This is a genomic window from Streptomyces sp. RLB3-17, assembly GCF_007113425.2.
GTDB classification, from domain to species: domain Bacteria; phylum Actinomycetota; class Actinomycetes; order Streptomycetales; family Streptomycetaceae; genus Streptomyces; species Streptomyces mirabilis_D.
This window is the reverse complement of sequence record NZ_CP041610.2, coordinates 10,143,386-10,166,538: the sequence shown is the minus strand read 5'-3', so window position 1 is coordinate 10,166,538 and position 23,153 is coordinate 10,143,386. Positions and strand designations below refer to the sequence as shown.

The 23,153-nt window shown below is 69.7% G+C and carries 23 protein-coding genes; 12 read left to right on the top strand and 11 right to left on the bottom strand.

Features of this window, described 5'->3' with window-relative positions:
* Positions 1-123: 123 nt before the first annotated feature.
* Positions 124-1,056, top strand: coding sequence for a phytanoyl-CoA dioxygenase family protein (locus tag FNV62_RS45615; RefSeq protein WP_097287697.1), 933 nt, complete (start codon positions 124-126; stop codon positions 1,054-1,056).
* On the opposite strand, the gene FNV62_RS45610 is transcribed toward FNV62_RS45615, so the two are convergent.
* From FNV62_RS45610 to FNV62_RS45580, 7 genes are read right to left on the bottom strand one after another with little or no spacing between them, the layout of a single operon-like run.
* On the bottom strand, positions 1,043-2,161 hold the full coding sequence (locus FNV62_RS45610; protein WP_143604067.1) for a GNAT family N-acetyltransferase: 1,119 nt from the start codon (positions 2,159-2,161) through the stop codon (positions 1,043-1,045). The genes FNV62_RS45615 and FNV62_RS45610 overlap by 14 nt on opposite strands.
* Before the next feature lie 18 nt (positions 2,162-2,179).
* Positions 2,180-3,355, bottom strand: a complete 1,176-nt coding sequence (locus tag FNV62_RS45605; RefSeq protein WP_144316221.1) for a GNAT family N-acetyltransferase — start codon at positions 3,353-3,355, stop codon at positions 2,180-2,182.
* A gap of 57 nt (positions 3,356-3,412) precedes the next feature.
* Positions 3,413-3,940: a hypothetical protein gene (locus FNV62_RS45600; protein WP_079089826.1), complete on the bottom strand. Its 528-nt coding sequence runs from the start codon at positions 3,938-3,940 to the stop codon at positions 3,413-3,415.
* Positions 3,937-4,752: an HAD family hydrolase gene (locus FNV62_RS45595; protein ID WP_164331855.1), complete on the bottom strand. Its 816-nt coding sequence runs from the start codon at positions 4,750-4,752 to the stop codon at positions 3,937-3,939. The genes FNV62_RS45600 and FNV62_RS45595 overlap by 4 nt, the downstream gene beginning before the upstream one ends.
* A 5-nt stretch (positions 4,753-4,757) precedes the next feature.
* Complete coding sequence (locus FNV62_RS45590) at positions 4,758-5,441, bottom strand: SAM-dependent methyltransferase (RefSeq protein WP_054232549.1); 684 nt, start codon at positions 5,439-5,441, stop codon at positions 4,758-4,760.
* Between the two features lie 33 nt (positions 5,442-5,474).
* Positions 5,475-7,325: a B12-binding domain-containing radical SAM protein gene (locus FNV62_RS45585; protein ID WP_143604063.1), complete on the bottom strand. Its 1,851-nt coding sequence runs from the start codon at positions 7,323-7,325 to the stop codon at positions 5,475-5,477.
* Positions 7,326-7,344: 19 nt separating this feature from the next.
* Positions 7,345-8,337, bottom strand: a complete 993-nt coding sequence (locus tag FNV62_RS45580) for a thymidylate synthase (RefSeq protein ID WP_060896567.1) — start codon at positions 8,335-8,337, stop codon at positions 7,345-7,347.
* A 378-nt stretch (positions 8,338-8,715) separates the two neighbouring features.
* On the opposite strand from FNV62_RS45580, the gene FNV62_RS45575 reads away from it, so the two are divergent.
* The 5 genes from FNV62_RS45575 (at position 8,716) to FNV62_RS45555 (ending at position 13,211) form a co-directional block, all read left to right on the top strand.
* On the top strand, positions 8,716-9,411 hold the full coding sequence (locus FNV62_RS45575) for a hypothetical protein (protein WP_054232552.1): 696 nt from the start codon (positions 8,716-8,718) through the stop codon (positions 9,409-9,411).
* Positions 9,412-9,416: 5 nt separating this feature from the next.
* Complete coding sequence (locus tag FNV62_RS45570) at positions 9,417-10,193, top strand: energy-coupling factor transporter transmembrane component T family protein (RefSeq protein WP_143612398.1); 777 nt, start codon at positions 9,417-9,419, stop codon at positions 10,191-10,193.
* Complete coding sequence (locus FNV62_RS45565; protein ID WP_097287690.1) at positions 10,190-11,059, top strand: energy-coupling factor ABC transporter ATP-binding protein; 870 nt, start codon at positions 10,190-10,192, stop codon at positions 11,057-11,059. Before FNV62_RS45570 ends, FNV62_RS45565 begins: the two co-directional genes overlap by 4 nt.
* Positions 11,059-11,871, top strand: coding sequence for an energy-coupling factor ABC transporter ATP-binding protein (locus tag FNV62_RS45560; protein ID WP_144316220.1), 813 nt, complete (start codon positions 11,059-11,061; stop codon positions 11,869-11,871). Before FNV62_RS45565 ends, FNV62_RS45560 begins: the two co-directional genes overlap by 1 nt.
* A 359-nt stretch (positions 11,872-12,230) precedes the next feature.
* Entirely contained in the window at positions 12,231-13,211 is a 981-nt protein-coding gene (locus tag FNV62_RS45555) for an NADPH:quinone reductase (RefSeq protein WP_144316219.1), read from the top strand.
* Between the two features lie 110 nt (positions 13,212-13,321).
* Here FNV62_RS45555 and FNV62_RS45550 read toward each other — a convergent pair whose 3' ends face one another.
* Entirely contained in the window at positions 13,322-13,759 is a 438-nt protein-coding gene (locus FNV62_RS45550) for an Lrp/AsnC family transcriptional regulator (RefSeq protein ID WP_143629492.1), read from the bottom strand.
* 79 nt (positions 13,760-13,838) lie between these two features.
* Here FNV62_RS45550 and FNV62_RS45545 point away from each other — a divergent pair, with 79 nt between their 5' ends.
* Genes FNV62_RS45545 through FNV62_RS45535 form a run of 3 tightly spaced genes read left to right on the top strand, consistent with a single transcriptional unit; the run spans position 13,839 to position 15,790 of the window.
* Positions 13,839-14,606: an AzlC family ABC transporter permease gene (locus FNV62_RS45545; protein WP_144316218.1), complete on the top strand. Its 768-nt coding sequence runs from the start codon at positions 13,839-13,841 to the stop codon at positions 14,604-14,606.
* Entirely contained in the window at positions 14,599-14,925 is a 327-nt protein-coding gene (locus FNV62_RS45540) for a branched-chain amino acid transporter permease (protein ID WP_143656477.1), read from the top strand. The genes FNV62_RS45545 and FNV62_RS45540 overlap by 8 nt, the downstream gene beginning before the upstream one ends.
* A gap of 58 nt (positions 14,926-14,983) precedes the next feature.
* The gene (locus FNV62_RS45535; protein WP_097287685.1) at positions 14,984-15,790 is read left to right on the top strand and encodes a thioesterase family protein; all 807 of its coding nucleotides are present in this window, start codon (positions 14,984-14,986) and stop codon (positions 15,788-15,790) included.
* Positions 15,791-15,872: 82 nt separating this feature from the next.
* On the opposite strand, the gene FNV62_RS45530 is transcribed toward FNV62_RS45535, so the two are convergent.
* From FNV62_RS45530 to FNV62_RS45520, 3 genes are all read right to left on the bottom strand, one after another.
* Positions 15,873-17,252 (bottom strand): multicopper oxidase family protein, encoded by a 1,380-nt coding sequence (locus tag FNV62_RS45530; RefSeq protein ID WP_144316217.1) that lies wholly within the window; start codon positions 17,250-17,252, stop codon positions 15,873-15,875.
* A 237-nt stretch (positions 17,253-17,489) separates the two neighbouring features.
* Positions 17,490-18,248 carry a PIG-L family deacetylase gene (locus FNV62_RS45525; protein ID WP_144316216.1) on the bottom strand — a complete coding sequence of 253 codons (759 nt, stop codon included), beginning with the start codon at positions 18,246-18,248 and terminating at the stop codon, positions 17,490-17,492.
* Between the two features lie 166 nt (positions 18,249-18,414).
* The gene (locus tag FNV62_RS45520) at positions 18,415-19,461 is read right to left on the bottom strand and encodes a LacI family DNA-binding transcriptional regulator (protein WP_144316577.1); all 1,047 of its coding nucleotides are present in this window, start codon (positions 19,459-19,461) and stop codon (positions 18,415-18,417) included.
* A 108-nt stretch (positions 19,462-19,569) separates the two neighbouring features.
* Between FNV62_RS45520 and FNV62_RS45515 the strand changes: the two genes are divergently transcribed.
* The 3 genes from FNV62_RS45515 (at position 19,570) to FNV62_RS45500 (ending at position 23,060) form a co-directional block, all read left to right on the top strand.
* Positions 19,570-20,748, top strand: coding sequence for a phytanoyl-CoA dioxygenase family protein (locus tag FNV62_RS45515; protein WP_144316215.1), 1,179 nt, complete (start codon positions 19,570-19,572; stop codon positions 20,746-20,748).
* Between the two features lie 291 nt (positions 20,749-21,039).
* Positions 21,040-22,041, top strand: coding sequence for a Gfo/Idh/MocA family oxidoreductase (locus tag FNV62_RS45505; protein ID WP_144316214.1), 1,002 nt, complete (start codon positions 21,040-21,042; stop codon positions 22,039-22,041).
* On the top strand, positions 22,041-23,060 hold the full coding sequence (locus FNV62_RS45500; RefSeq protein ID WP_144316213.1) for a Gfo/Idh/MocA family protein: 1,020 nt from the start codon (positions 22,041-22,043) through the stop codon (positions 23,058-23,060). The genes FNV62_RS45505 and FNV62_RS45500 overlap by 1 nt, the downstream gene beginning before the upstream one ends.
* Positions 23,061-23,153: the final 93 nt, after the last annotated feature.

Genomic DNA, 23,153 nt, shown 5'->3' with positions numbered 1-23,153 from the left:
CGCAACCCCCGGTCAAGTCTTCATGAAAAAAATCACGGCAACGCTAGCATGGCGCACCATGGTCCGCTAGCGTGCGGGGGGATGTCGTTGTTGCACCCCATTCACGGTAACAGGAGTCGCGGAATGTACGACCATTCAGGACTTACCGCCGAGGAAGTCGAACTACTCCCGTCCGAGGAAGATGTCCGACTTTATTCGGAGCGTGGCTGGTATTTGTCCGAGAAGCTGCTCACCGACGCCGAAGTGGACACCCTGACCGACGCGAGCGAGCGCTACTACGCTGGTCAGCGCGATCGGGAACTTCCGAAACGGCCTGACCGACTGGCCGATTGGACCCCCGCCGACGGAGATGTCCAACGCAACAACGACTACATCCACTACCAAGACGAAACGATGCGGAAAATCCTGAGGAAACCCATCATCGGGGCGGTGGCCGCCCGCTTGGCACAGACACCTTCAATACGCGTCTTCCAGGCCACCCTGATCTACAAGCCGCCCATCGCCGAGGAGAAGTCGAACATTGTCTCCTGGCACTTCGACAAGTATTTCTGGCCCACCTGCTCCTCGGACGAAATGCTCACCGCCTTCATTCCGTTCCACGACTGCACCGAGGAGTCGGGCACGATCACCATGGTGAACGGAAGCCACCACTGGCGGCATCGGCACGGCGCCGCCCGGCCGGTCGGTGATCCGCGGGACGTGGGACGCGACTATCTCCTGAACGGTGACGCGGAGCGAAACGGCGCCGTGGTCGAGAAGGTTCCGGTGCACATTCCCAAGGGACACATGACCTTCCACCACTGCCTCCTCTATCACGGCAGCGGCGCCAACCGCAGTCCGCGGCCGCGCCGGGCCATCTCGTTCCATCTCCAGGACGGGACGAACGCCTACCGCGACCACACCCTGTCCGACGGCCGGCAGGAGCCCTACAAACACGACTTCCTGGTCCGCAGGACTCCCGCCGGTCAACCGGACTACTCCGACCCGGAGTTCTGCCCGGTGCTGTGGCCCGTCCGCGAAGGCGACGGCCCGGAGGCCTCCTTCACAGGGGAGTGACGCGGGTCAGGTCCCACTCCTCCTCGCTCATGCCGGCACCCGCCTCCTCACGGACCGCGTCGGCGAGAGCCTGGTCCGCCACCGTGTCCCGTCGCAGTCCGGCGGGCGCGGTGGCCGGCAGGGGAACGACGGCCGCCCACAGGGGGTGCAGCGAGGCCCCCCGGTGAACCTTCGCCTTCAGGGCGGAGGGCCCGAGGTGGAGCGTGGTCATCGCGTTGCGTTCCATGTGGTGGAGCGGTTCGTAGTACACGGCGTTGAAGTACTCGTAGGCGTTGCGCGTCCGCTCGTAGTCGAAGCCGGCCACCCGGGCGTAGAAGGTGTCCCGCCAGGCGAAGCACAGGCTGGCGCCGACCAGTTCCCCCTTCTCGTCGACGCAGCGGAACACGGTGCTCAGGTCGTCCAGGCAGTTCGCCTGGACCGTGAGGAACGTGTGGATCTCCGCGAGGTCGAGGGAGGCGTTGTACCGGTCCATGGTCTGGGCGACCAGTGGCGCGAACTCGTCGACGCACGCGGACAGCGGGGCCGTCTCCACCCGCAGCCCGGAGTCCGTGAAGCGCCGGATCTCGTACTCGCGCTTACGGACGTTGCGGCCGAGCAGCTCACGGTAGGACTCGAAGGTGCCGCCGTCGTTGTGCACCACGGCCTCGGCGGCTCGCAGCTGCGCCCGCACCCCGAACCGGCCCGCGAGCAGCCGCAGACTGTCGGTGGTGAGGAAGTCGAAGAGCAGTGCGTCGCAGCCGAGCGCCGCGGCCCTCTCGGCGGCACCGGCGACCAGGGCGTCGAGTGCCTCCTCTGCCGTTCCGGGGTCCTTCGGCAGCAGAAACTCGTTGTGGTAGCCGGTACGGGTACCGAGTCTGAGCACAGTGTGGCCCTCGGACACGTCCGGCAGGGGCGGTGCGTTCTCCGACGGGAAGTCGTAGTACGGCGTCCCGGCGAGGAGTTGGCCGTCGGCCTCGACGGTGAGGTAACCCGGGGTGGCGAACTCGGGCCGCTCCTGACCCCGCAGCCAGGCATGGCTCTGGTAGAAGCGACTGCCCGGCGCGAGCGCGTCCCAGGCCTCCCGGTCGATGTCGTCGATCGTCTCGAAGTGCCTCACATCAGGCATCTGTCTTCCTCCCCTTGCTCACAGCAGCCAGTCGTCGGTGTTCAACCCGCCCACCACGTACTGGCCGTACTCGGCGCCGAACGCCTCCGCCTCGGCCCGGTTGCGTTCGCTGACCTTCGTCGCGTCCGCCGCCAACGGCCGGTCCACTCCCACGAACACGCTGTACAGGGGATGCGGCTGGGCGCCGCGCGCCAGCTTTGCCTGGAAGGTGCCCAGACCGAGGTGGATCGCCCGCACGGTGCGGCCGGCGCCCGACTCGATGGGGTGGTAGAAGACCAGGTTGAAATAGTCGGCCACGTTGGGCACCGAGTAGTCGAATCCAGCCACGCGCGCGTACAGCGTGTCGCCGTGCCGGTATCGCAGCGCGAAACCGATGGGCTGCCCGGCGTCCTCGTCCAGGAGGAGCGTGCTGCGGTCGCCGAGGTGACGGCCCTGGCGGTCGTACACCGCTGCCGCGCGCTCCTCGCCGTACGCGTGTCCGTGCTTGCGCATCAGCGCGCTGTTGAGCGGGGCGATCTCTTTGACGACCTCGGGGAGGGAGACCTCACGGATGGTCCGCCCGCTGCGGCCGAAGTCCCTTCTCTCCCGCCGGGCCCGGGGCCGTCGGCCGGAGGGCAGCCAGGCGAAGTAGTCGTCGAGGCTCTGCCACAGACCGACGGGCAGGACCGTCTCCACGTCGTGATAGAGGACCACCGCCCCGTCCTCGGCATGGGCCTCGGCGACCTCCAGCGCCTCCGCCCGGGGCAGGTAGTAGTACCCGAGCACGTCCGCTTCGGAGGTTCGGGCGAAGTCGAGGGTCCGCGCGGTGAGCGCCCGCACCGCCTGCGCGCGCTCCTGTGCCGATACTCCCTCGCGGCCCGGCAGTTGGCCGCGGAACTCCGACCAGCCCGCGCCGAACACCATGGGACGGGCAGCGAGTTGGGCGTGCCGCTCGTCGTCGATCAGACCCGCGAGCAGGTCGGCGGGGGTGTAGAGCAGGTGCGGCGGACGGGTGAACGCGTACGCCTCGGCTCCCGCGACCGGCGTTCCCTGCGCGTCGCGCGCCAGCAGATAGCGGGTGGTGGCTCCGGGCGGCAACTCCTCCGCGCGTACGCCGGCGAAGCCGCTGCTGGAGTAGATCGTTCCGCCGATCACCAGAGCATCCCATTCCGCCGCCGGCAGCTGGTCGACGGAGTCGTACGAGGAGACGTGCATGGGGGAAACTCCAGAAAAGGTGGATCGGATGAGTGTAGGGGGAAACGGTGCCGGGGTTCATTCCAGCAGAGATCGCACATCGCTGTCGCGCGTGTGCAGGAGCAGGATGCCGGTGTCGCTGAGCTCGTCGAACAGCCGCTGGTTGGCGAGCCGTTGGGAGTTGCGGACCTGCACGGCGTACCAGAGGATGGACCGGGGGCCGACGACGGTCCAGAACGTTTCCCGGACACCGCCCCAGAGTTCCTCACGGCGTATCCAGCGCCGTACGGTACGGCGCAGCAGGCGCGGCCAGGTGACACGCAGCGGCGGATCCGTCCACACCACGCAGTCGGCGCGGTCGGCGAAGGCCTCGACGCTCGCGGCGAACTGACCGTCGACGACCCAGGTGTCGGCCGTCAGTTCCCGTTCGACGCCGGCGAGGAAGACCTCCGTGGGCACCGGTGTCCAGGCCGGTCCCCAGAAGAGGGCGTCGAGTGTGACGGGCGGGATGCCACGCCGTTCGGCGAGGGCGCGGGCGAGGGTCGACTTGCCGCAACCGGGACCACCCACGATCCACACCCGGCGGGCCTCCGCAAGGGTCTTCACACGTGGCACAGACACATTCCCTCCAACCAGGCGGCCACGCCGTCTTCGTCGTTGCACGCGGTGAGGGCGTCGGCGGCCTCGCGTACGTCCGTGCTCGCGTTCGCGACGGCCACGCCGAGGCCCGCGGCGGCGAGCAGCCCCGTGTCGTTGGGCGCGTCGCCGAAGGCGACGACCCGCTCCCAGCCGATGCCGAGGTCGGCGAGGACCGACGCGACCGCGGACACCTTGTCCGCCTCCGGGGCCGACACCTCCAGCAGTCCCGGCCCCGAGGAGGTCCACCGCACCGCGCCACGCACCCCGAGCGCCGCGGGCGGAGCGGCGGAATCGATGTGCACCATCAGGCACAGCACCGGCGAGCCGTCCGGCACGTCACCGACGCGCAGGGCCGTCCCGGCACCGCTCGCCAGGATGTCGGGCCAGCCAGGGCCGATCAGTCGGTCGTGCTCCCGGTCCACGGCCCAGGGGCGCTGCCCGAGCGTCGCGATCTCGGCGCGGACGGTGGCGGGTGTCATCGCCCGGATCCGTCGTACGCCCCCGCCGTCCAGGTCGCTGACGACGGCGCCGTTCGACGACACCAGGAAGGCGCCCAGACCGGACGCGGCGGACAGCAGCCCGCGGGCGGACCAGGCCGGGCGGGCCGTCGCGAAGACGACGCGGGTCCCCTGTGCGGCGACCGCTCGGAGCGCCGCCACCGCGCGCTCGCTCACGCTGCCGTCGGACAGCAGCAGTGTGCCGTCGAGATCGGTGACCACGACGGCCGGGCGGCTGTCCCCCCGGATGCGGGGACAGCCGCTGAGATGCGTTCCGGTCACGGAGGTCACTTCTCCCGAGCGGGCTCACGAGGCGGCGGCATGCGGTGGGCGATGGCGGCCGCGTACCGGTGGTAGTGCCACTGCTCGTAGCCCAGGTGGCTCTCGCCGCGGATGCCCAGGTCGGCGTTCTCGAACAGCTCCCAGCCGGGCCGGGTGACGATCCGCTCCATCTCCGTGGCGGTCGGGTAGTAGCCGCAACTCCGCTCGTCGTCGTTGAGCCCGATCAGGTACTCGCCGAAGAAGAGTCCGCCCGGAGCGACCATGTCCATCGCGTGGTGGACGAGGGCTTCCATCGTGTGGGCCCGGTTGGGCGGCATCGACCACAGGCCGCTGCCCAGTACCAGTTGGAAGTCGCCCTCGGCAGGCAGGGTCATGTAGTCCTGCTCCACCACGGTGCACCGGTCCTCCAGGCCCTCGGCGGCGAGCCGTTGGCGCAGGCCCACGACATCGTGGTGGCCGTCTACGAGGTCCAGTTCACCGCCGTTGAGGAAGAGGTCGTCGCTCTCCACGCCGACGACCTGCCAGCCCGCGCGCAGCAGCGGCAGGGCGAACTTGCCGTCGGAGACGCCCAGGACGCAGGCGCGCGGCTGGACGCGCCGGGCGTATTCGCCGAGCGGGATGTAGCGGGCCAGGGCGGGGAAGTAGGAGTAGTAGTCGCCCCAGTAACTCTTGCGATCGACGTCAAGCACGCGCCCTCCCAAGGCTGTTGTCGGTGCCGGTGGTCATCTGGCCGCCTCGGTCAGTGGCTCGGCCGCGCTGTTGCGGACGGTCCCCCAGCGCTCGGCCGCGGACTTGTGGATGTACCAGATGTCGTCCTCGGTGAGCAGTTGGGAGACGACTTCCGGATAGGCCTCCTCGAAGTACGTGTACGGGGGCCTGTTGTCCTTGCGCGAGTGATAATCCAGTCGGTCCTGGCCGTGTGCGGCGGTGATCGCCGTTCCCGGATGGTAGGTGAGGATGTTGGGGCTGGCCATGACGAGCAGTTCGTCGTCGATCAGCCGGCCGATCTGCTCGATCGTCTCCTCGATGGTCTCCCGGCTCTCGCCGTCCAGACCGAAGAGGACCGAGCTGCCGACCCGGATGCCGTGGCCCCGGATGATCGCGAGTGCCTCGCGCACCTTGCCCACCCAGGCCTCGGGGTTGCGGCGCAGCAGGTTCTTGCCCACGTGGGCCATCACGCTCTCGGCCATGCTCTCGATGCCGATGTAGATGTAGGTGCAGCCGCTGCGGCGCATCAGTTCGAGCGCGGCGTGCACCTCGTCGGCCTTGGCGCGGTTGAGCACCACGTCGACGGTGAGCTGTCCGCCCCACTCGAGGCGGCTGCCCCCGGGCAGGTCCGTGCCCTGGCGCAGCAGGTCCTGGCAGAACTCGGTGATCGCCTTCCAGTTTCCGCCCCAGAACACCGGGTCGTCGAAGAACACGGCCTCCGCGCCCCAGTCCATGAGCCGGCGGACGCGCTGTGCCACGTGTTCCGTCTCGCTCACCGCGAAGCGGGTGGGCCGCTGGGAGACCTGGATGCTCTCCGAGCAGAAGGTGCATTTGAACGGGCAGGAGTCCAGCGTCATCATGTGCGCCGTGCGGCTGCCGAGGGGGTGGCTGCCCGCCTCGGTGAAGACGCCGAAGCGCGCGCGGATGGAGAACGCCTCGTACGGCGACGGGAGTTCGGCCGAACCGAGCCTCTCGCCCCGCACCGGCACCACCACCGCCTCGCCGGGGCATAAGCCCACGATCGTGCCCGAACCGCGGAGTGTTTCCTCGGCGTCGGCGACCAGCGCAAGGGCGTCGAGCACCGCCGCGTTGTCGGTCGGACCGAAGCCGGGCGTGACGGTCAGCGACAGGGCGCGCAGCAGCAGGTCGAGCAGAGGGGCGCCGTCACCGGCGACCACGAAGTCGACGACCTGAGCCGCGCGGCCGTCGCGGACGACCTCCACCGTGCTGCTCCAGGAGAAGTCCGCCGTGCCGTCGGCGTCGCGGTACTTCATCGTTTCGTCGGCGTGCCGGCCGCCGAGGACGACGACGCAGTGGGGTGCGTGGACCTTGGCCAGCTCGGCCATCTCCAGGGCGTACCGGTGCGCCGCCGACACCGCGCTGAGCAGGAGGACCTTGGGCTGGAGCGCGCGGAGCTCGGCGATGAAACGCTCCTGGGCCACCTCGTCCCAGATGCGGGGGTCGAAGACGTGGCCGTCGGTGGTCCGGCTGTCGGCGATCAGCGTGGTCCGGGGGCCGTTCGCCGTGCGGCGGTAGTCGTCGTCCGGGCAGTGCCCCCAGTCGGGGCAGACGTCGTCGAGGGAGGGCTCCTCGGGCAGCCCCGCGCTCAGGCGGGCCACCGAGCGCTGGATGGTGAGGGTCAGTGCCGAGTACAGGCACATCGGATCACCCGGATAGGCGACCTCCCCGCCTCTGCTGGTCGCCACCGGGACCAGTGCCGCCATGACCGGATAGGTGAACCGGGCCTCGCCCGGGTGCGCCGTGAACAACCGGCGCCGCCGGACGACGAGTTCCGTCACTTTCCCGCCTGATGCCGCCGCGTCCGGACGGCGCGGCTTCAGCGGGGTACGAATCGTAGTCCTCACGTGTGATTCCCCGGCGCGATCAGATCGCGGCGATGAGGTTCGCGACGCCACCGTTGGACGCCGGGCTGGTCACGAGCGACGTCGTGTCGCCCAGCTTGCGGTAGGCGTGGGTGGCCAGGCAGGCCCGGGCCACGTCGGCGAACTCGGTGTTCGCCTTGTGCGTGGCGATCTCGTCCACGGTGGAGACGTCGCCCGACTGTGCCGCGAGCCGAAGCCGCCGCTCGAAGTCGATGAGTTCGCGCGCGGTCTCCCGGCCGCCGTCCGGGGTGCCCGGGAACGAGGGCAGCGCCACGGCCTCCACGGGCGCTTCGGTGATCTTCCGGGCCAGCTCCACCTCGTTCTCGTAGAAGTGGAAGGTGCCCGACTGGTGTATGTACGGGCCGCTCGGGACGTTCAGCAGCGAAGCCGCGTACTGCTGCATCCCCATGAAGAGGAAGGCGTCGTACGGCAGGACCGTCAGCGCCTGCTGGGCTCGCATGACGGTGATCCAGGTGAGTGCGCCGTCCCGGAGGAAGAGGTGGACGCCCACGGCGCACGGGTACTCCCGCGACTGGCGGAAATTGTCCTCGGGCTGCAACACCAGGGCGAACGCACGCCGGTGGGCGGGGTCGCGCTCGATCCGGCCGACCACTTCCTCCAGCTGGTTCCCCCTGGAGGTCAGCAGCCGATGGCCGAAAGCACCGCTCAGCGTGTGCTGGTCGTCCGAGTACTCATGGGCTCCGCGGCGGTAGTACGCCGGGGTGTCGACGTCGTTGCGGCCGTCCAGGGACCAGGCGAGCAGACCGAAGCAGTAGGAGAGATTGACCGGAAGGTGCGGGGTGACCGCGAGACAGGAGGTCGGGTCCGCGATACGGCTCTGGTAGGCCAGGAGTTCGCGGTACGGGCGGTCGTTCTGGCCGAAACCCGAGGCTTTGGAGAGCGGATCGCGCACCGAGTCCACGTCATTGCCGTCCGCGAGTACGTCGCGCAGCCCGGCCGTGTAGGAATCCGCAAACGACTGGTAATTGGCCATGACATCTTCCCCGTTTCTGGTGATAGACGAAAAACTCGCCACCTGCCTTCAAACCGGACATAGCGACATCCGTGGCGAGCTCGGTTCCAATCGAGTAGAGCGTTGGAGATCTTCGTTTGTCAATGACGTTTTCAATTCCCTGACGAAGGGAAATACGTCCCCGTCGGGCGGACGCGGGTCGGTGTTGACACCGACGACTCGGTCTCTGCATGATGACCGGCGGCCAATGGGGCCTGCCAACACACGGGGGTGGCAGATCAAGTGACAGGCCGGATTTTGTTAAATCCTTGGCGCCTCTCTCCACGCTGGCGTATCGGGATCGGCGCGGTAATCGTCGCCATCACTTACGGGGGGCTGATTTCAGCCAAACCCGATTCCGTGCACGGCGGCGTGGGCGGTCCGGCCGCCCTGCTCGCCCTGTGCGGTTACACCCTCGGGGCGATGCTGATCGTCTCCGGCGCGGTGGCGGGGCTGCCGACGACGACCGTGGCCCTGCTGCCGGTGGCGATCACCATCAACATCGTGATGGGAAAGATCGTCTACTTCAGCGGCCTGCCGCTCCAACTCGACTCGATCGGCACCGTGCTCGTCGGCGTCCTGGCCGGACCGGCCGCGGGCGCCGCCACCGGGGCTCTGGCCAGCATCGTCGTCGGGATGACCATCACTCCCGGAGCCCTGCCCTACGCGGTGACCGCCGCCCTGATCGGCTTCATCGCGGGAACCCTGGCGCGGGCCGGCTGGTTCCGGCGCCTGCCGACCGCCCTGCTCGCGGGCGGTGTGATCGGCGTGGCCGCCGGCATCGTCTCCGCCCCCATCACCGCCTTCGTCTTCGGCAACGCCGGCGGCACGGTGGGGCAGTCGGCCGTCATCGCGACGTTCCAGGCCTACGGAAACAGCATGCTGAAGGCCGCCAGCCTGCAAGGGCTGGTCGCGGACCCCCTGGACAAAGCGCTGACCGTCGCGCTGGCCCTGACCCTGCTGGCAGGCCTGCCCTCCGGCTATGTGCACCGTTTCCCCTTTGTGCAGAAGCATCGGGTACTGGCGGTTCACCGCCTCATGCCGAGAAGGACGTGACCCGCATGGACATATCCCCGCGCGCGACCGACGACTCCCCCGTGCACCGGCTGAATCCGCTCACCAAGCTGACCTTCGCGGTCACCGTCACCGTATCCGCATTCGCCCTCACCATGACCTGGTGGCCGCTGCTGCTCTTCTGCGCCACGGTACTTCCCCTGGTGATAATTTCAGGAACCCTTCGTAAATTCGCGCCCATGCTTCTTGCCCTGTGGGTGCCCGTCGCGCTCACGGTTTACCTGATTCAGGGCTTCTTTTATCCGGACACTCACCGGGTGGTGGCTGAAATCGGCCCCCTGGAATTGAAATATGAGGGCCTGGTTTTTGCCACGCAGACCGCACTGCGTCTCCTGGCGCTCATGGGGGGATTCTTCCTGCTTCTCCTCACCACGCAACCCGGCGCGCTGATGAGCGCGATGACACAGCGCGGCATGTCGCCGAAGACTGTCTACGTCGTCTCGGCCGCCCTGCAGATCGCGCCCGCCCTCACCACCCGGGCCCAGGGCATCATGCACGCCCAGCAGGCGCGCGGCCTGCCGGTCACGGGGCTGCGCGGCCGGGTCCGGGCCCTGGTTCCGATGGCCGGGCCGCTGATCCTCGGTGCCCTCACGGAAGTGGGGGACCGTGCGGTGGCCATGGAGACCCGGGGTTTCGGCACCACCCGCCGCCCCACGTATCTGACCGAGGTGTCGGACACCGCGACACAACGGGTCGCGCGGACCGTCATGGGCCTGTGCGCGCTCGCCGCCGTCGTCACCAACGTACTCGGAGTGCTCCGGTGATCGAATTCAGGGACTTCTCCCTCACCTATCCGACCGGCTCCCGACCCGCCCTCCAGAACATCGATCTCGTGGTGCCGCGTGGCCAGTTCTGTGCCGTGGCCGGTGCCGACGGCGCGGGCAAGACCACCCTCGCGGGAGTCGTCAGCGGCGTCGTCCCGCAGATGACCGGCGGCGAGACCACGGGATCGGCACGGGTGGGTGGCCGGCTGTTGGCGGAGACGCAGCCGTCCGAACTCGTCGGCGAGGTCGGCCTGGTCATGCAGAATCCGTTCAACCAGCTGTCGGGAGCACGGTTCTCGCTGCGCGAGGAGCTCGCCTTCGGTCTGGAGAACCTCGGCGTCGAGCGGGCCGAGATGATCCGACGCGTCGATCGCGTCATGGCCGACCTGAGGCTCACCGCCCTGGCCGACCACTCCCCGTACGAAATCTCCGGTGGACAGCAGCAGCTACTGGCCATCGGATCGGCGTTGGTGATGAGGCCGGCCGTCATGGTGCTCGACGAACCGACCTCACAGCTCGACGCGGTGGCGACCGGCGTGGTGTTCGAGGCGCTGGAGACCCTGCGGGCGCAGGGCGTCACCGTCATCCTGTTCGAGCACCGGCTGGAACGGCCGGCCCGGTACGCGGACCGCGTCGTGATTCTCAACGAGGGGCGGATCGCCGCCGACGGGCCGCCGACCGATGTCCTCACCGACCCCCGGCTCGCGGAGTGGGGAGTGGCTCCGCTGCGCTACACGACGGCCGCACGCCGCGCCGCCGGGCGCGGCCTGTGGGAGTCGGACCGTCCGCTGCCGGTGACCCTGGAGGCGGCCGCGGAAGGATTCACCGCCTCGCTCAAGAGCACGAGAACCGCCGGAGGCATGTGATGGTGCTGCGCGTCGACTCCCTCTCCCATCGCTATCCGAACGGAACGACCGCGCTCGCGGACGTCTCACTGACCGTCAGGGCCGGCGAACGTGTGGCGGTCGTGGGTCCCAACGGAGCGGGCAAGAGCACGCTGGCCCGGCACCTGATCGGCATCGCCCGCCCCACGTCGGGGACGGTCACGGTGGACGGCCGCGATGCCGCCGGGCTCGAGATCGCCGAGCTGGCCCGCAGCGTGGGCTTCGTGTTCCAGAACCCGGACGACCAGCTGCACGCCGCCACGGTGGCCAAGGAAGTCGGCTTCGGCCCCCGCAACCTCGGCTTCCCGGCCGACCGCCGGACCGCCCTCACGCAGTGGGCACTGCAGGTCACCGGTCTGACCGGGGAGGCGAACAGCCATCCCCGTCATCTGTCGTTCGGCGAGCGCAAACGGGTCGCCTTCGCCTCGGTCCTCGCGATGGACACCCCGATCATCGTCCTGGACGAACCCACCACCGGCCAGGACCACCGCTCCGTCGTCCTGCTCGAAGAGCTCGTCACAGACCTGCACGAGCGGGGAAAGACGATCCTGGCCATCACCCATGACACGGACTTCTGCGCGGAGAACTTCGACCGGGTCGTCGTCCTGTCCGAAGGCCGCGTGCGGTGGGACGGTCCTGTGGAGCGCTGGCTGGAGGGAGACAGGAATCCGTCCATGTCCGCCTTCGAACAGCCCCAGATGGCCCGGCTCGGCCGACGACTCGGCTGGCCGACCCCCGTGGCCACAGTCGACGGCTTCCTGGACCAGCTGACCGACCACGCCGCCACTCGGTGAAGTCGCGGGCGCCGTCCGCGTTCTTCTCCACGCTCACGGTCCCGCCACCGAACTCGATCGCGTGTACGGCGGATTCCGTTCCACCAGAGGCCCTGGCGACCGTCTGTACACCCGCCGTGCGGCGGGAACCGACCCGCGCGGCCGCCGACCGGAACCCAGCGGCCGCGCCTGGAGCGCGATGCCCCTGGCAGGGCCACTGAGGTGCCGGTGGGCGGAGAGCGGTCGCGCGCTTCGGGAGGAGGAACCGGCGGGCTTCTTCCACGACGGCGACCGGCCCCTGTGTGCGCCGGCGCCGCGCGCACCGGGAACACTCCCCTACGCTCGAAGAACCCCGAGCTGAGAGACGACGGAGGTCCCACATGCTTGCGTCCTGGTACGACGAACAAGGCCCGGCCGCGGCCGTGCTGGGCGTCGGCGAACTCCCCGACCCCGAGCCCGGCCCCGGTGAGGTTCGGGTCCGTGTCACCGTGTCGGGGGTGAATCCCGGGGACACGAAGAAGCGGCGCGGGTGGCTCGGCTCTTCGATGCCGTATCCGCGGGTGATTCCGCACAGCGATGCCGCCGGGGTGGTCGACTCCGTGGGGGACGGTGTCGACGCGCGCCGGGTCGGACAGCGGGTCTGGGTCTACGGCGCCCAGTCGTACCGGCCCTTCGGCACCGCCGCCCAGTACACCGTCGTACCCGAGGACCTGGCCGTACCCCTGCCCGACCACCTCGGCGACGAACTCGGCGCGAGCCTGGGCATTCCCGGGATCACCGCGCACCGGACCGTGTTCGGCGACGGGGCGGTGGACGGGAGGACCGTGCTGGTGCACGGAGTGCTCGGCGGGGTCGGCTCCCTGGCCGCTCAGCTCGCCCGTTGGGGCGGAGCCACCGTGCTCGCCACCGTCCGCCGCGGCGACGACCTGGACCGCGTCGACCCGGCCGTCGTGTCCCACGCCGTCGCCCTCGACTCCGCCGACCCGGCGGCGGCAATCCGCACGTACGCGCCCCGGGGCGTGGACCGCATCATCGAAGTGGCACTCTCCGACAACGCCGACCTGGACACCGCCGTCGCCGCGACGGACGCGGTCATCGCCGCCTACGCCACCCGCGCCGACCGCACCGAAATCCCCTTCTGGCCACTGCTGTTCAACAACGTCACCCTGCGGCTGCTCGGCAGCGACGACTTCCCCGCCGAGGCCAGACGCCAGGCCGCCCGCGACCTCACCGCCGCGGCCGCCGTGGGCGCCCTCACCGTCGACGTCGGCGACCGCTACCCGCTGGAGGACATCGCCAAGGCCCATGACCGCGTCGACGCCGGCGGCCGGGGCCGGGTGCTGGTGACCATCCCCCACTGACCGTCCCCGACCGACCGGGCCACCGTCACGGGGCCACCGTCACGGGGCGGCCGGTGGGACGGCCGACGGGACCGCCGGTCGTCGGGCCGTGCCGTCAGGCCATCAGGCCGTCAGGCCGTCTTCACCACCTTCATCGTGAAGTGTGAGGTGACGTTCTTGATCCGCGGGATGGTCATCACGTGCCCGCTGAGGAAGGTCTCGTAGGCGGACAGGTCCGCGACCGCCACGCGCACGAAGTAGTCCGGGTTGCCGAACAGCCTCCTCAGCTCGATGACCTCCTCGGCCTGCGCCATGGTCTGCTCGAAGCGTTCGACCGTCTCCGCGTCCTGGGCTTCGAGGCTGAGGTCGATGAGCACCTCGAAGGAGCGGCCCACGGCAACGGGGTCGATGACGGCCCGGTAACCGCGGATGACACCGTCGGCCTCCAGCCGCTGCACGCGCCGCAGGCAGGGCCCTGTCGTGAGCCCGACCCGCTGCGCCAGCTCGACGTTGGTCAGCCGCCCGTCCCGCTCCAACTCGGCGATAATTGCCAGATCGATCGCATCCACGTAAGAAGATTGCACTCCAGACTGCCGAGCGCGCAATCTTCGCAACCACATGGCGCACGTTTTCCGGGACGATGAACACATGCACCACGACGTTCCGTCCCGCGCGACCACACCGGAACCCGCCCCGGTCGCGGCTCGGGCCCCCGCCGAGCGGCGCCGGCAGATCACCCTGGGAGTCCGCGACTCCTTCTCCGCAGGCCTCGGGATCTTCCCGCTGGGTATCGCTCTCGGCCTGCTGATCATGCAGGCCGGCCTGCCCTGGTGGCTCGCCCCCGCCCTGTCCCTGGCCGCGTTCGCCGGCTCCCTGGAGCTGCTGCTGGTCGGCATGATGGCCACCGTCACCCCACTGGCCGCGGTCGCGCTGACCGTCCTCGTGGTCAACTTCCGGCACGTCTTCTACGCCTTCTCCTTTCCCCTCCACCTGGTCAGGCACCCGGTCGCGAGGGCCTACGCCGTCTACGCCATGATCGACGAGGCATACGCCGTCAATGCCTCCCTGCCCGAGGCGGAACGCTCGGCGCCCCGGCTGCTGGCGATGCAGATCGCCTGCGAGACCTACTGGGTCGGCGGCGGTCTGGTCGGGGTCGCTCTCGGCGCCGCGCTGCCCGCGCCGGTCAAGGGCCTGGAGTTCGCCCTGTGCGCCCTGTTCACCGTGCTCACCCTTGACGCGTTCCGCTCCCGCAGCGAACTCCCCTCCGTCCTGCTCGCGGGTGCCGGCGCCGCGCTCGCGCTCGTACTGACCCCGGGCCTCGCCATGTTCACCGCGTTGCTGATGTTCGTCGGCCTGCTCCTGGTGCGCCACACGCTCACCACTCGCCGACCCGCCCAGGAGACCACCGATGCCTAGCACCTCGTATCTCATCACCGTCCTGGCGATCGTCTTCGCTCTCACCTTCGCCCTGCGCGCCCTGCCGTTCGCGGTCCTGCGCGCCCTGCGCGGCTCGGCGCTGGTGCGGCACCTGTCCGTGTGGATGCCGGTCGGCATCCTCGCGATCCTCGCCGTGACGGCCCTGCACGGCACGATCACGCGCGACCCGCACGGAACGGGGTACGCGCTGCTCGCGGTCGCCGTCACCATCGGCGTCCACCTGGCCTTCGGCCGCCGCACGATCCTGAGCGTGGGCATCGGCACCGCCGTCTACGTCGTCCTGCTCAATACTCTGTGATCAGCCCCGTGATCAGCCCTTTGAACAGCCCCGCGAACCGCCCGAGGAGAGACGTCCGTTGAACACCGGCACCCCGGTCCCCGACAGCTACTACGAGCGCATCGACGAGCACCGCTACAAGCCGACCGCCCACGCGGGCGGAGCCTGGGACCCCGACGAACAGCACTTCAGCCCGCTCGGCGGCCTCGTCGTCCACGCCATCGACCGTCATCTGGCCGGGCGGCCGGACTCCGGCCTGGCGACGGCCCGGATCAGTTACGACATCCTGGGCCGACCCGCTCTCGACGAGTGCGAGATCCGGGTGGAGACCATCCGCCCGGGCCGCACCATCGAGTTGATCGAAGCCGTCGTGCTCATCGCCGACCGGCCCGTGGTCCGTGCCCGCGCCTGGCTCCTCGCCACCGTCGACACGGCCGCCGTCGCCGGGGGCCCCGACGACCGGCTCACCCCTCCTCAGGCGCTCACCCCGTGGCCGATGGCCTCACTGTGGCCCGGCGGATACATCGCCTCCCTGGACGTCCGCCCGCTCGCACCACCCCGGGCGGGCCGTACGACCGCCTGGATCTCCACCCCCCACGCCCTCGTCGCCGACGAGCCCAGCAGCACGCTCGCGTCCTACCTCGCCCTCGTCGACACCGCCAACGGCATCGCCGTACGACAGCCGCCCACCGCCTGGATGTACCCCAACGTCGACCTGACGGTCCACCTCCACCGCCAACCCGAAGGCCATTGGACCGGCCTGGACACCACGGTCACCTTCGGCCCCACCGGCCAGGGCCTCACCAGCACCGTCCTGCACGACCTCAACGGCCCGGTCGGACACGCACAACAGATCCTCACCGTCCGTCCCGTACCGGGCAGGTGACACCGGACGACGCCTGCGCGCACACGGGCGGTCCTTGTCCGAGGGCCTGAGTGAGACGCGCGGTGGCTCAGGAGCGGGGCGCCTACTTGTCGATCTGGAGTACCGCCATCATCCCCTCGTCCTCGTGGTTGAGGATGTGGCAGTGCAGGACCGTCTTGCCCGGATAGTCGAGGAACCGGATACGGACGACCATGTTTCCGCGTGGAGGGACGTCGACGGTGTCCCGCAAGCCGTAGTTGACCTGCGGCTTGCCGTTGATGCCCAGCACCTGGAAGTCGTTGGTGTGGATGTGGAACGAGTGGACCTCGTCGCTGTCGTTCTTGATCGTCCACTCCTGGACGGTGTGGAGCTTGGCCCGGAAGTCGACGCGGTTGTGGTCGAACTGCTTGTGGTTGATGTAGAAGAGCGTGCCCGCCTTGTTCTCCGTGAAGATGACCGTCTTGCGTGCCGCGACGGGCTCCTTCGACAGGTCGACCACCGGGGCGAAGGCGGTGGGCAAGGCCGCGGGTCGCATCGGTTCACCCCCGGACTGGACCGTGGCCAGTGTCGCTTCGGGGAACTGGTTTCCGGCCTTGCCGGAGTTGTACGGCAGGGTCCGCAGTTCCGACACGCCGGCCTTCGGACCCTGTACGAGCACGTCGTAGCGGGCACCGGCCGGGATGACCATGGAGTCGACGGAGTAGACCCTGTTCACCGGGTAGCCGTCCTGGGCGACGATGTGGAACTTGGTGCCCGGCAGCGTCACTTTGTAGAAGATGTTGGCCCCGATGTTCGCGAGGCGCCACAGCTGGGTCTCGCCGGGCCTGATCCGGATCCGTGGGTTGAGCTGCCCGTTGACGGTGCGTGTCGTGGGTGCACCGATCTTGAGATGCGAGGTCTTGATCTGGTCGCCCACGAGTTGGAAGTCCTTGAGCGCGACGGCGTGCTCGGTGATCCCGCGGAGCGGCGCGGGCAGATACCTGTCGAGGCCGTCCACCACGATCAGTCCGGACATGCCGCCGGCGGTCTGGGGGGCGGAGAGCGTGTGCGGGTGCGGGTGGTACCAGTACGTTCCCGGCTCCAGGCTCTTGGGGAAGGTGTACTCGTAGGTGAACGTCTTCCCCGGCTCGACCTTGAGGAAGATGTTGTCCGCATGGCCGACGGGCGAGACGTGCATGCCATGGACGTGCAGATTCGTCTGATGGTCGAGCTTGTTCTCGAAGGAGATCTCCATCCGGTCCCCCGGCCGCAGACGCAGCGTGGGCGGCATGTACATCCCGTTGTACGTCAGGGCCCACAGATCGCGGCCCGCCAGGCGCACCTTCTTGCGTTCGACGACGATCCTGGTCCTGAGCAGTCCGTTCCGGCTCACGATCTGCGCGGGGTCGCGCAGATCCTGCGTTGCCCGCGCGGTGAGGGCCGGCGACGGGGACACGCTCTGCAGGGGACCCGTCGACAGCTTCGGATGGCCGAGTGCGCTCATCCCGGTATGCGGGGTACACCCCGCAGCCAGTGCGAGTGCGGCAAGTGCGGATCCGATGACGGTCCGGGTGCGGCGGGCATGTGGGGACAAGCTGAACTCCCATGCACGGCACATAGGCAGAACGGGCGGCCGTGAGCTGTCATCATGCATCTGGAAATCAGGCTGAATCGGTCACGACCCCAGTGAACGGGGCAGGCATCACCTTGATGAGCGAGCCGGTTCCCCAGGACCGCACGGTCAGGCGGTCAGCTCCGTCTGGGCCGGGGCCGCAGCAAGGGGGGCGTGGCGGATGTACCACTCGGTGGCGAACAACCGCTCCCGTGCCTCCGGCGAAAGACCGGCGATCACCCCCGGCAGAGCTCCCCGTTCGACCTCGGAGCGATGCGCCAGTACGGCGGCGATCTTCCGCTCCATCCAGGGGCCGACATCGACAGTCGCGGTGACCTGTTCGTCCGGAACGCTGTACACCGTCTTGCGCGCACCGATCGCGGCTCGCAGCGCCGGCACGGCCGAGTGCGGGTGCGTGGCCAGGTAGAGGGCATGCGGCTGCCAGGGGGCACCGGCATCCGGGTAGAGCTGCCCAAGCCCTGCCGCTTGGGCAGCGAGCACGGTCACCCGATGGGTGTGGACGTGGTCCGGGTGACCGGGCAGCCCGCCGTAGGCGTCATGGGTGACCATGATGTCCGGGCGGAATGCGCGGATGTGCGTCACCAACCGCCGCACCGTCTCGTCGAGCGGCGCCTCGCAGAGCCGCACACAGCCCGGGGCCGAGTGCGGTACACGCGCATCGGCGTAGCCGAGCATGCGCGGTTCGCCGGCGCCGAGGATCCGCAGGGCCTCGGCCAACTCCGCGGCCCGCGGGGTGTCCGCGGCCCAGGTCGCCGTGACAACCGCGGTGCGCGCGCCCGCGGCCGCGTGACGGGCGAGCACCCCGCCGGCCGACAGTGACTCGTCGTCCGGGTGCGCGAAAACCGCGAGCAGACTCGGCACGGGCATGGGCAGACCACCTTCCGGCGCGAAGGAAGCCCGATCGTACGTCCCCCAGGGGGCGCGCTGTTGACCCCCGGCCCGCCGGAGCGCGGGCGGCTCCCGAGTCGCCCCGCGGGCGGCCTGGTTGAGGGCCCGTCGCGGAATCCGCGGGGCGGCGTCGAACCTGTCGGTTTCAGTCGGCGACCGGTACGGACGGAGCACCCGGTGGCATGTTGAACGGCGTGACCACCTGGATGGCCGAGGGCAGCGACGGTCCGTCGTCGGGGAGTGCCTTGTGGGCACGCATGATGATCTGGCAGGCGCGGCGCATGTCCTGGCGCAGGTCATGGTGGAGGACCGCGGACAGGCGACGCTCGCGCAGCAGCCGGGTGTTGTCGTGGTCGAGGTCGTGGGCGATGAACGCCTCGCACTCCCGCCCGAGCGCGTCGAAGGCGCCGAGGGTGGCGAGGTTGCCCCCGCCCGCGGAGTAGACGGCGATGATGTCCTCGTCCCGCTTCAGTGCCTCCAGGACGAGATCGTGCTGGGTGGCGTCCAGGCCGTCGCTGTCGGTGACCTCCACCAGGGATCGTCTGGGGTCGGCGAGGCGCATCGCGCTGCGGAAGCCCATCTCGCGTTCCTCCTCGCCCCGGAAGGAGCCCCGGCTGATGGTGGTGAGCACGTTGCCGGGCCGCTTGCCCAGCCACTGTCCGAGGAGGTAAGCGGCGGTGGCCCCGGCCGCGCGGTTGTCGATCCCGACGTACGCCAGGCGTGCGCTGTGGGGCAGATCGGTCACCAGGGTGACGACGGGGATGCCGGCCGCGACCAGCCGACCGACCGCGGCCGCGATCTCCGGCTCGTCGGGGGCCTTGAGGATCACGCCCTGCGTACCACGCTTCGCGATCTTGTCCAGGGTGCCGATCAGTTCGGCGGGAGGGCAGGTCTCACGGAAGTGGAAGCGCGAACGTACGAGAGCGGGATGCAGAGAGGGCAGTTCGGCTTCGAGTGCGTCCCGTACCGCGGTGGAGAACCGCTCCGGAGCCTGCATCACGATGTCGATCATGAAGGTGCGGCCACCGAGCCGGACCTGGCTCTGCTGGCGGTCCAGGTCCTTGATGGCTTCGTGCACCTCCCTGACGGTGCTCTGCGTCACGTTGCCCCGCTCGTTGAGGACGCGGTCGACCGTGGCCGTACTCAGTCCGGCCTGCCGGGCGATTTCCCTGATCGGGTAGCGGTGTCGCATGACTGATCCCAAGAGCCGATGATGCACTTTTGATGTACCGACAAGCATTGAATGATGGGTTGAGGTTCTCAAGACTGGCAGAAACGCACGGACTGCGAAAGGACCCGGATGTCTCCCACAGCCGCAGGATCGCGGACTTGGCTGACCGAGGCGGACTGCGATCTCGACGCGTTCCGCTCGCTCGTGGAGCAGCGCACCGACCCCGCCGACCACCCCTCGGCCGAGCGGGTCGAACAGAACGTCCCGCTCTACGACAGCGATCGGCTCCGTTCTCTGGCGATCTCCCCGGAGGGTCGTCGGAGCGTGCAGGACGAGTTGGTCCGGGCTCTGTGGGACGGGCCCGGCATCGTGGTCCTCAAGGGCGCTTTCCCGGACGCGGCCGTGGTGGACGCGGCGTCCGAGGCCTTCTGCGCGCTGATCGAGGAGGAGCGCGCGAGCGGCACGGCCCGCGGCGACCACTTCGCCAAGCCCGGCGCGAACGACCGCGTCTGGAACGCCCTGGACAAGGTGGCCGTACGGGCGCCCGAGGTGTTCGCCGACTACTACGCCAACGACATCCTGGAGCTGATCGCCGAGGCCTGGCTCGGCCCCGCCTACCAGGTCACCTCACAGGTCAACGTGGTCAACCCGGGCGGCGCGGCACAGAACGTCCACCGCGACTACCACCTCGGTTTCCTCTCCCAGGAGCGCGCCGCGACCTACCCGGCGCACGTCCACCGGCTCTCGCCGGTGCTGACCCTGCAGGGCGCGGTGGCCCACTGCGACATGCCCGTCGAGTCCGGCCCGACCCTCTACCTGCCGCACTCGCAGAAATTCGAGCCCGGCTATCTCGCCTGGCGACTCCCGCGGTTCGTCCAGTACTTCGACGCCCACCACGTCCAACTCCCCCTGGAGAAGGGCGACGCGGTCTTCTTCAACCCGGCGCTCTTCCACGCCGCCGGGCACAACCGTTCGGCCGACATCAGGCGCATGGCCAATCTGTTGCAGATCTCCTCCGCCTTCGGCCGCGCCATGGAGTCGGTGGACCGCGAGGCGATGGCGAACGCACTGTTCCCGGTGCTGCTGCGCCGAAAGTCCGAGGGCGTCTCGGAGGACTGGCTGCGCCGCGTGATCGCGGCCACCGCCGAGGGCTACCCCTTCCCCACCAACCTCGACCTCGACCCGCCGGTGGACGGTCTCGCCCCGCCCTCCCAGGCGGACACCGTCCGACAGGCCGTCGCCGAGGACTGGGACCCCGAGCGGCTGCGCCAGGAACTGCAGGCGGGCGCCAAGCGCCGCCAGAGCTGAGAGCGACACGGCACTCATGGGATTTCTCGAGGACAGGGTGGTTCTCGGGAACGGCGGCAGTCAGAGCGTCGGTGCGGGCATCGTGCGGGCCGCCGCAGGGGAAGGTGCGACCGTCGTCGGCGTCGGCTCCCACCACGCCCACGGCGGGCCGCCCCGCCTGGCGCCGTGCTCCGCGGCCAAGGCCGCTCTCGCCGGCCTGACGCGCGAACGCCGCCCCCGCCCACCACTGGGACCGGATCGTCTTCGGCGGTCAGGACCGAGCCGCCCTCGGGCAGAAAGAGCACGCATCTCATGCGCATAGGAATCATGGGGCTGGGCCGCATCGGCTCCTTCCATGCGGAAACCCTCGCCGGGCTGGACGGGGTGGACTCCCTGGTGGTCACCGACCCGGTGGCCGCGGCCGTCGCCACGGCCACCGAACGCTTCGGGGCCACCACCACCGACTCCCCCGAGGCCCTGCTCGCCGCCGGCGTCGACGGCGTCGTGATCGCCGCCGCGACCGACGCTCACCCCTCCCTCATCCTCGCCGCCGTGCGGGCGGGCATCCCCGTCTTCTGCGAGAAGCCCGTGGCCCTCGGGGTCGAGGAGAGCCTGGAGGTGCTGCGTGCGGTGGAGGGCAGCGGCGTCGAGGTGCACATCGGCTACAACAGACGCTTCGACGCGGGCTTTGCGGCCGCGCGCCGGGCCGTGCTGAGCGGTGAGCTCGGCGACCTGCACACCGTACGGTCCACCACCCTCGACCCCGCCCCGCCGCCACCCGCCTACGTGGCCGTCTCCGGCGGCATCTTCCGCGACTGCGGCGTGCACGACTTCGACATCGTGCGCTGGGTGACCGGCCGCGAGGTGGTCGAGGTCTACGCGACCGGTGGCAACCGCGGCGCGGAGTACATCCGTGAGGCGGGCGACGTCGACACTGCGTCCGCCCTGCTCACCCTGGACGACGGCACCATCGCCGTCATCTCCGACTCCCGCCACAACGCCCGCGGTCACGACGTGCGCCTGGAGCTGCACGGCATGAAGGACAGCATCGCGGTGGGCCTGGAGGACAGACTGCCGCTGCGCTCCGTGGAACCGGGCACCGCCTTCCCGGCCGGAACGCCGCACACCTTCTTCATGGACCGGTTCGCCGACGCCTACCGCGCCGAACTCACCGCGTTCACCGAAGTCGTCGCCGGCACCCGTACCTCCCCCTGCACGGTCGCGGACGCCATCGAGGCGAGCTTGACCGCCGAGGCGTGCACCCTGTCCCTGCGTGAACACCGGCCCGTACGACTCGACGAGGTGCGCAAGTGATGACGGACGAACCCCTGCGGATCGGAGTCCTGGGCGCGGCCCGGATCGCCGAGCTGTCGATCGTGGGACCGGCCCGGGCGACCGGCCACCGCCTGGTCGCGGTGGCCGCCCGCGACCGCGACCGGGCCGAGGCCTTCGCCGCCAGGCACGGCGTGGAGCGGGTGGCGGACTCCTACGCCTCGCTCGTCACCGACCCGGAGATCGAGGTCGTCTACAACCCGTTGGCCAACAGTCTGCACGGGCCGTGGAACCTGGCCGCACTCCAGGCGGGCAAGCACGTCCTCACCGATCAGCCGTCCGCGAGCAACGCGGCGGAGGCGGCCGAGGTCCACGGGGCCGTCGCCAAGGCGGGCACGGTGTTCATGGAGGGCTTCCACTACCTGTTCCACCCGGTCACCCGGCGCCTGCACGAGCTGCTGGACAGCGGGGAGTTGGGCGACCTCCGGCACGTCGAGACGACGGTCGCCATGCCCGCGCCACCTGACGACGACGTACGGTGGCAACTCCCGTTGGCGGGCGGCGCGTTGATGGACCTCGGGTGCTACAGCCTGCACGCCCAGCGCATGCTCGCGCCGTGGGCAGGTGGGGCGCCCCGGCTGGTCGCCGCGCGCGGCGGTGAGAAGGCTCGGGCGGCGGGAGTCGACGAGTGGCTGGACGTCGATCTGGAGTTCCCGGGCGGCGCCACGGGCAGCGCCCGCTGCCACATGGCCCACCGCACATGGCAGATGAGCTGCCGTGTCGTGGGTTCGCGCGGCGAAGCCACGGCGGTGAACTTCGTACAGCCGCACCTGGACGACCGGGTCGTCGTCCGTACGGCCGCTGGTGAGCGCACCGAGGAACTCGGCCGCCGGTCCTCGTACACCTACCAACTCGAGGCCTTCGCCGCCCATCTGCGGCGCGGGACGCCGCTGACGCTCGACGCCGCCGACGCGCTGACCACGATGCGGCTCATCGACGACTGCTACCGGGCGGCCGGGTTCCCGGTGCGGCCACGTACGGTCCTGCCGGCCACGGCATGACGAGGAGCGAACGGGAGAGGGCGGTACCGCCCTCTCCCGTTCCCTGTGCGGCCTGCCGGTAGCAGGCGGGCCGCTCGATCAACTCGACCTCCA

Excerpts from the sequence above, each read along its gene's own strand:
- FNV62_RS45520 (WP_144316577.1), bottom strand. The coding sequence starts at position 19,461 with ATGCGACACCGCTACCCGATCAGGGAAATCGCCCGGCAGGCCGGACTG.
- FNV62_RS45610 (WP_143604067.1), bottom strand. The coding sequence starts at position 2,161 with ATGCCTGATGTGAGGCACTTCGAGACGATCGACGACATCGACCGGGAG.
- FNV62_RS45605 (WP_144316221.1), bottom strand. The coding sequence starts at position 3,355 with ATGCACGTCTCCTCGTACGACTCCGTCGACCAGCTGCCGGCGGCGGAA.
- FNV62_RS45615 (WP_097287697.1), top strand. The coding sequence starts at position 124 with ATGTACGACCATTCAGGACTTACCGCCGAGGAAGTCGAACTACTCCCG.
- FNV62_RS45540 (WP_143656477.1), top strand. The coding sequence starts at position 14,599 with ATGCCTAGCACCTCGTATCTCATCACCGTCCTGGCGATCGTCTTCGCT.
- FNV62_RS45505 (WP_144316214.1), top strand. The coding sequence starts at position 21,040 with ATGCGCATAGGAATCATGGGGCTGGGCCGCATCGGCTCCTTCCATGCG.
- FNV62_RS45515 (WP_144316215.1), top strand. The coding sequence starts at position 19,570 with ATGTCTCCCACAGCCGCAGGATCGCGGACTTGGCTGACCGAGGCGGAC.
- FNV62_RS45580 (WP_060896567.1), bottom strand. The coding sequence starts at position 8,337 with ATGGCCAATTACCAGTCGTTTGCGGATTCCTACACGGCCGGGCTGCGC.
- FNV62_RS45545 (WP_144316218.1), top strand. The coding sequence starts at position 13,839 with ATGCACCACGACGTTCCGTCCCGCGCGACCACACCGGAACCCGCCCCG.
- FNV62_RS45570 (WP_143612398.1), top strand. The coding sequence starts at position 9,417 with ATGGACATATCCCCGCGCGCGACCGACGACTCCCCCGTGCACCGGCTG.
- FNV62_RS45500 (WP_144316213.1), top strand. The coding sequence starts at position 22,041 with ATGACGGACGAACCCCTGCGGATCGGAGTCCTGGGCGCGGCCCGGATC.
- FNV62_RS45530 (WP_144316217.1), bottom strand. The coding sequence starts at position 17,252 with ATGAGCGCACTCGGCCATCCGAAGCTGTCGACGGGTCCCCTGCAGAGC.
- FNV62_RS45560 (WP_144316220.1), top strand. The coding sequence starts at position 11,059 with ATGGTGCTGCGCGTCGACTCCCTCTCCCATCGCTATCCGAACGGAACG.
- FNV62_RS45555 (WP_144316219.1), top strand. The coding sequence starts at position 12,231 with ATGCTTGCGTCCTGGTACGACGAACAAGGCCCGGCCGCGGCCGTGCTG.
- FNV62_RS45525 (WP_144316216.1), bottom strand. The coding sequence starts at position 18,248 with ATGCCCGTGCCGAGTCTGCTCGCGGTTTTCGCGCACCCGGACGACGAG.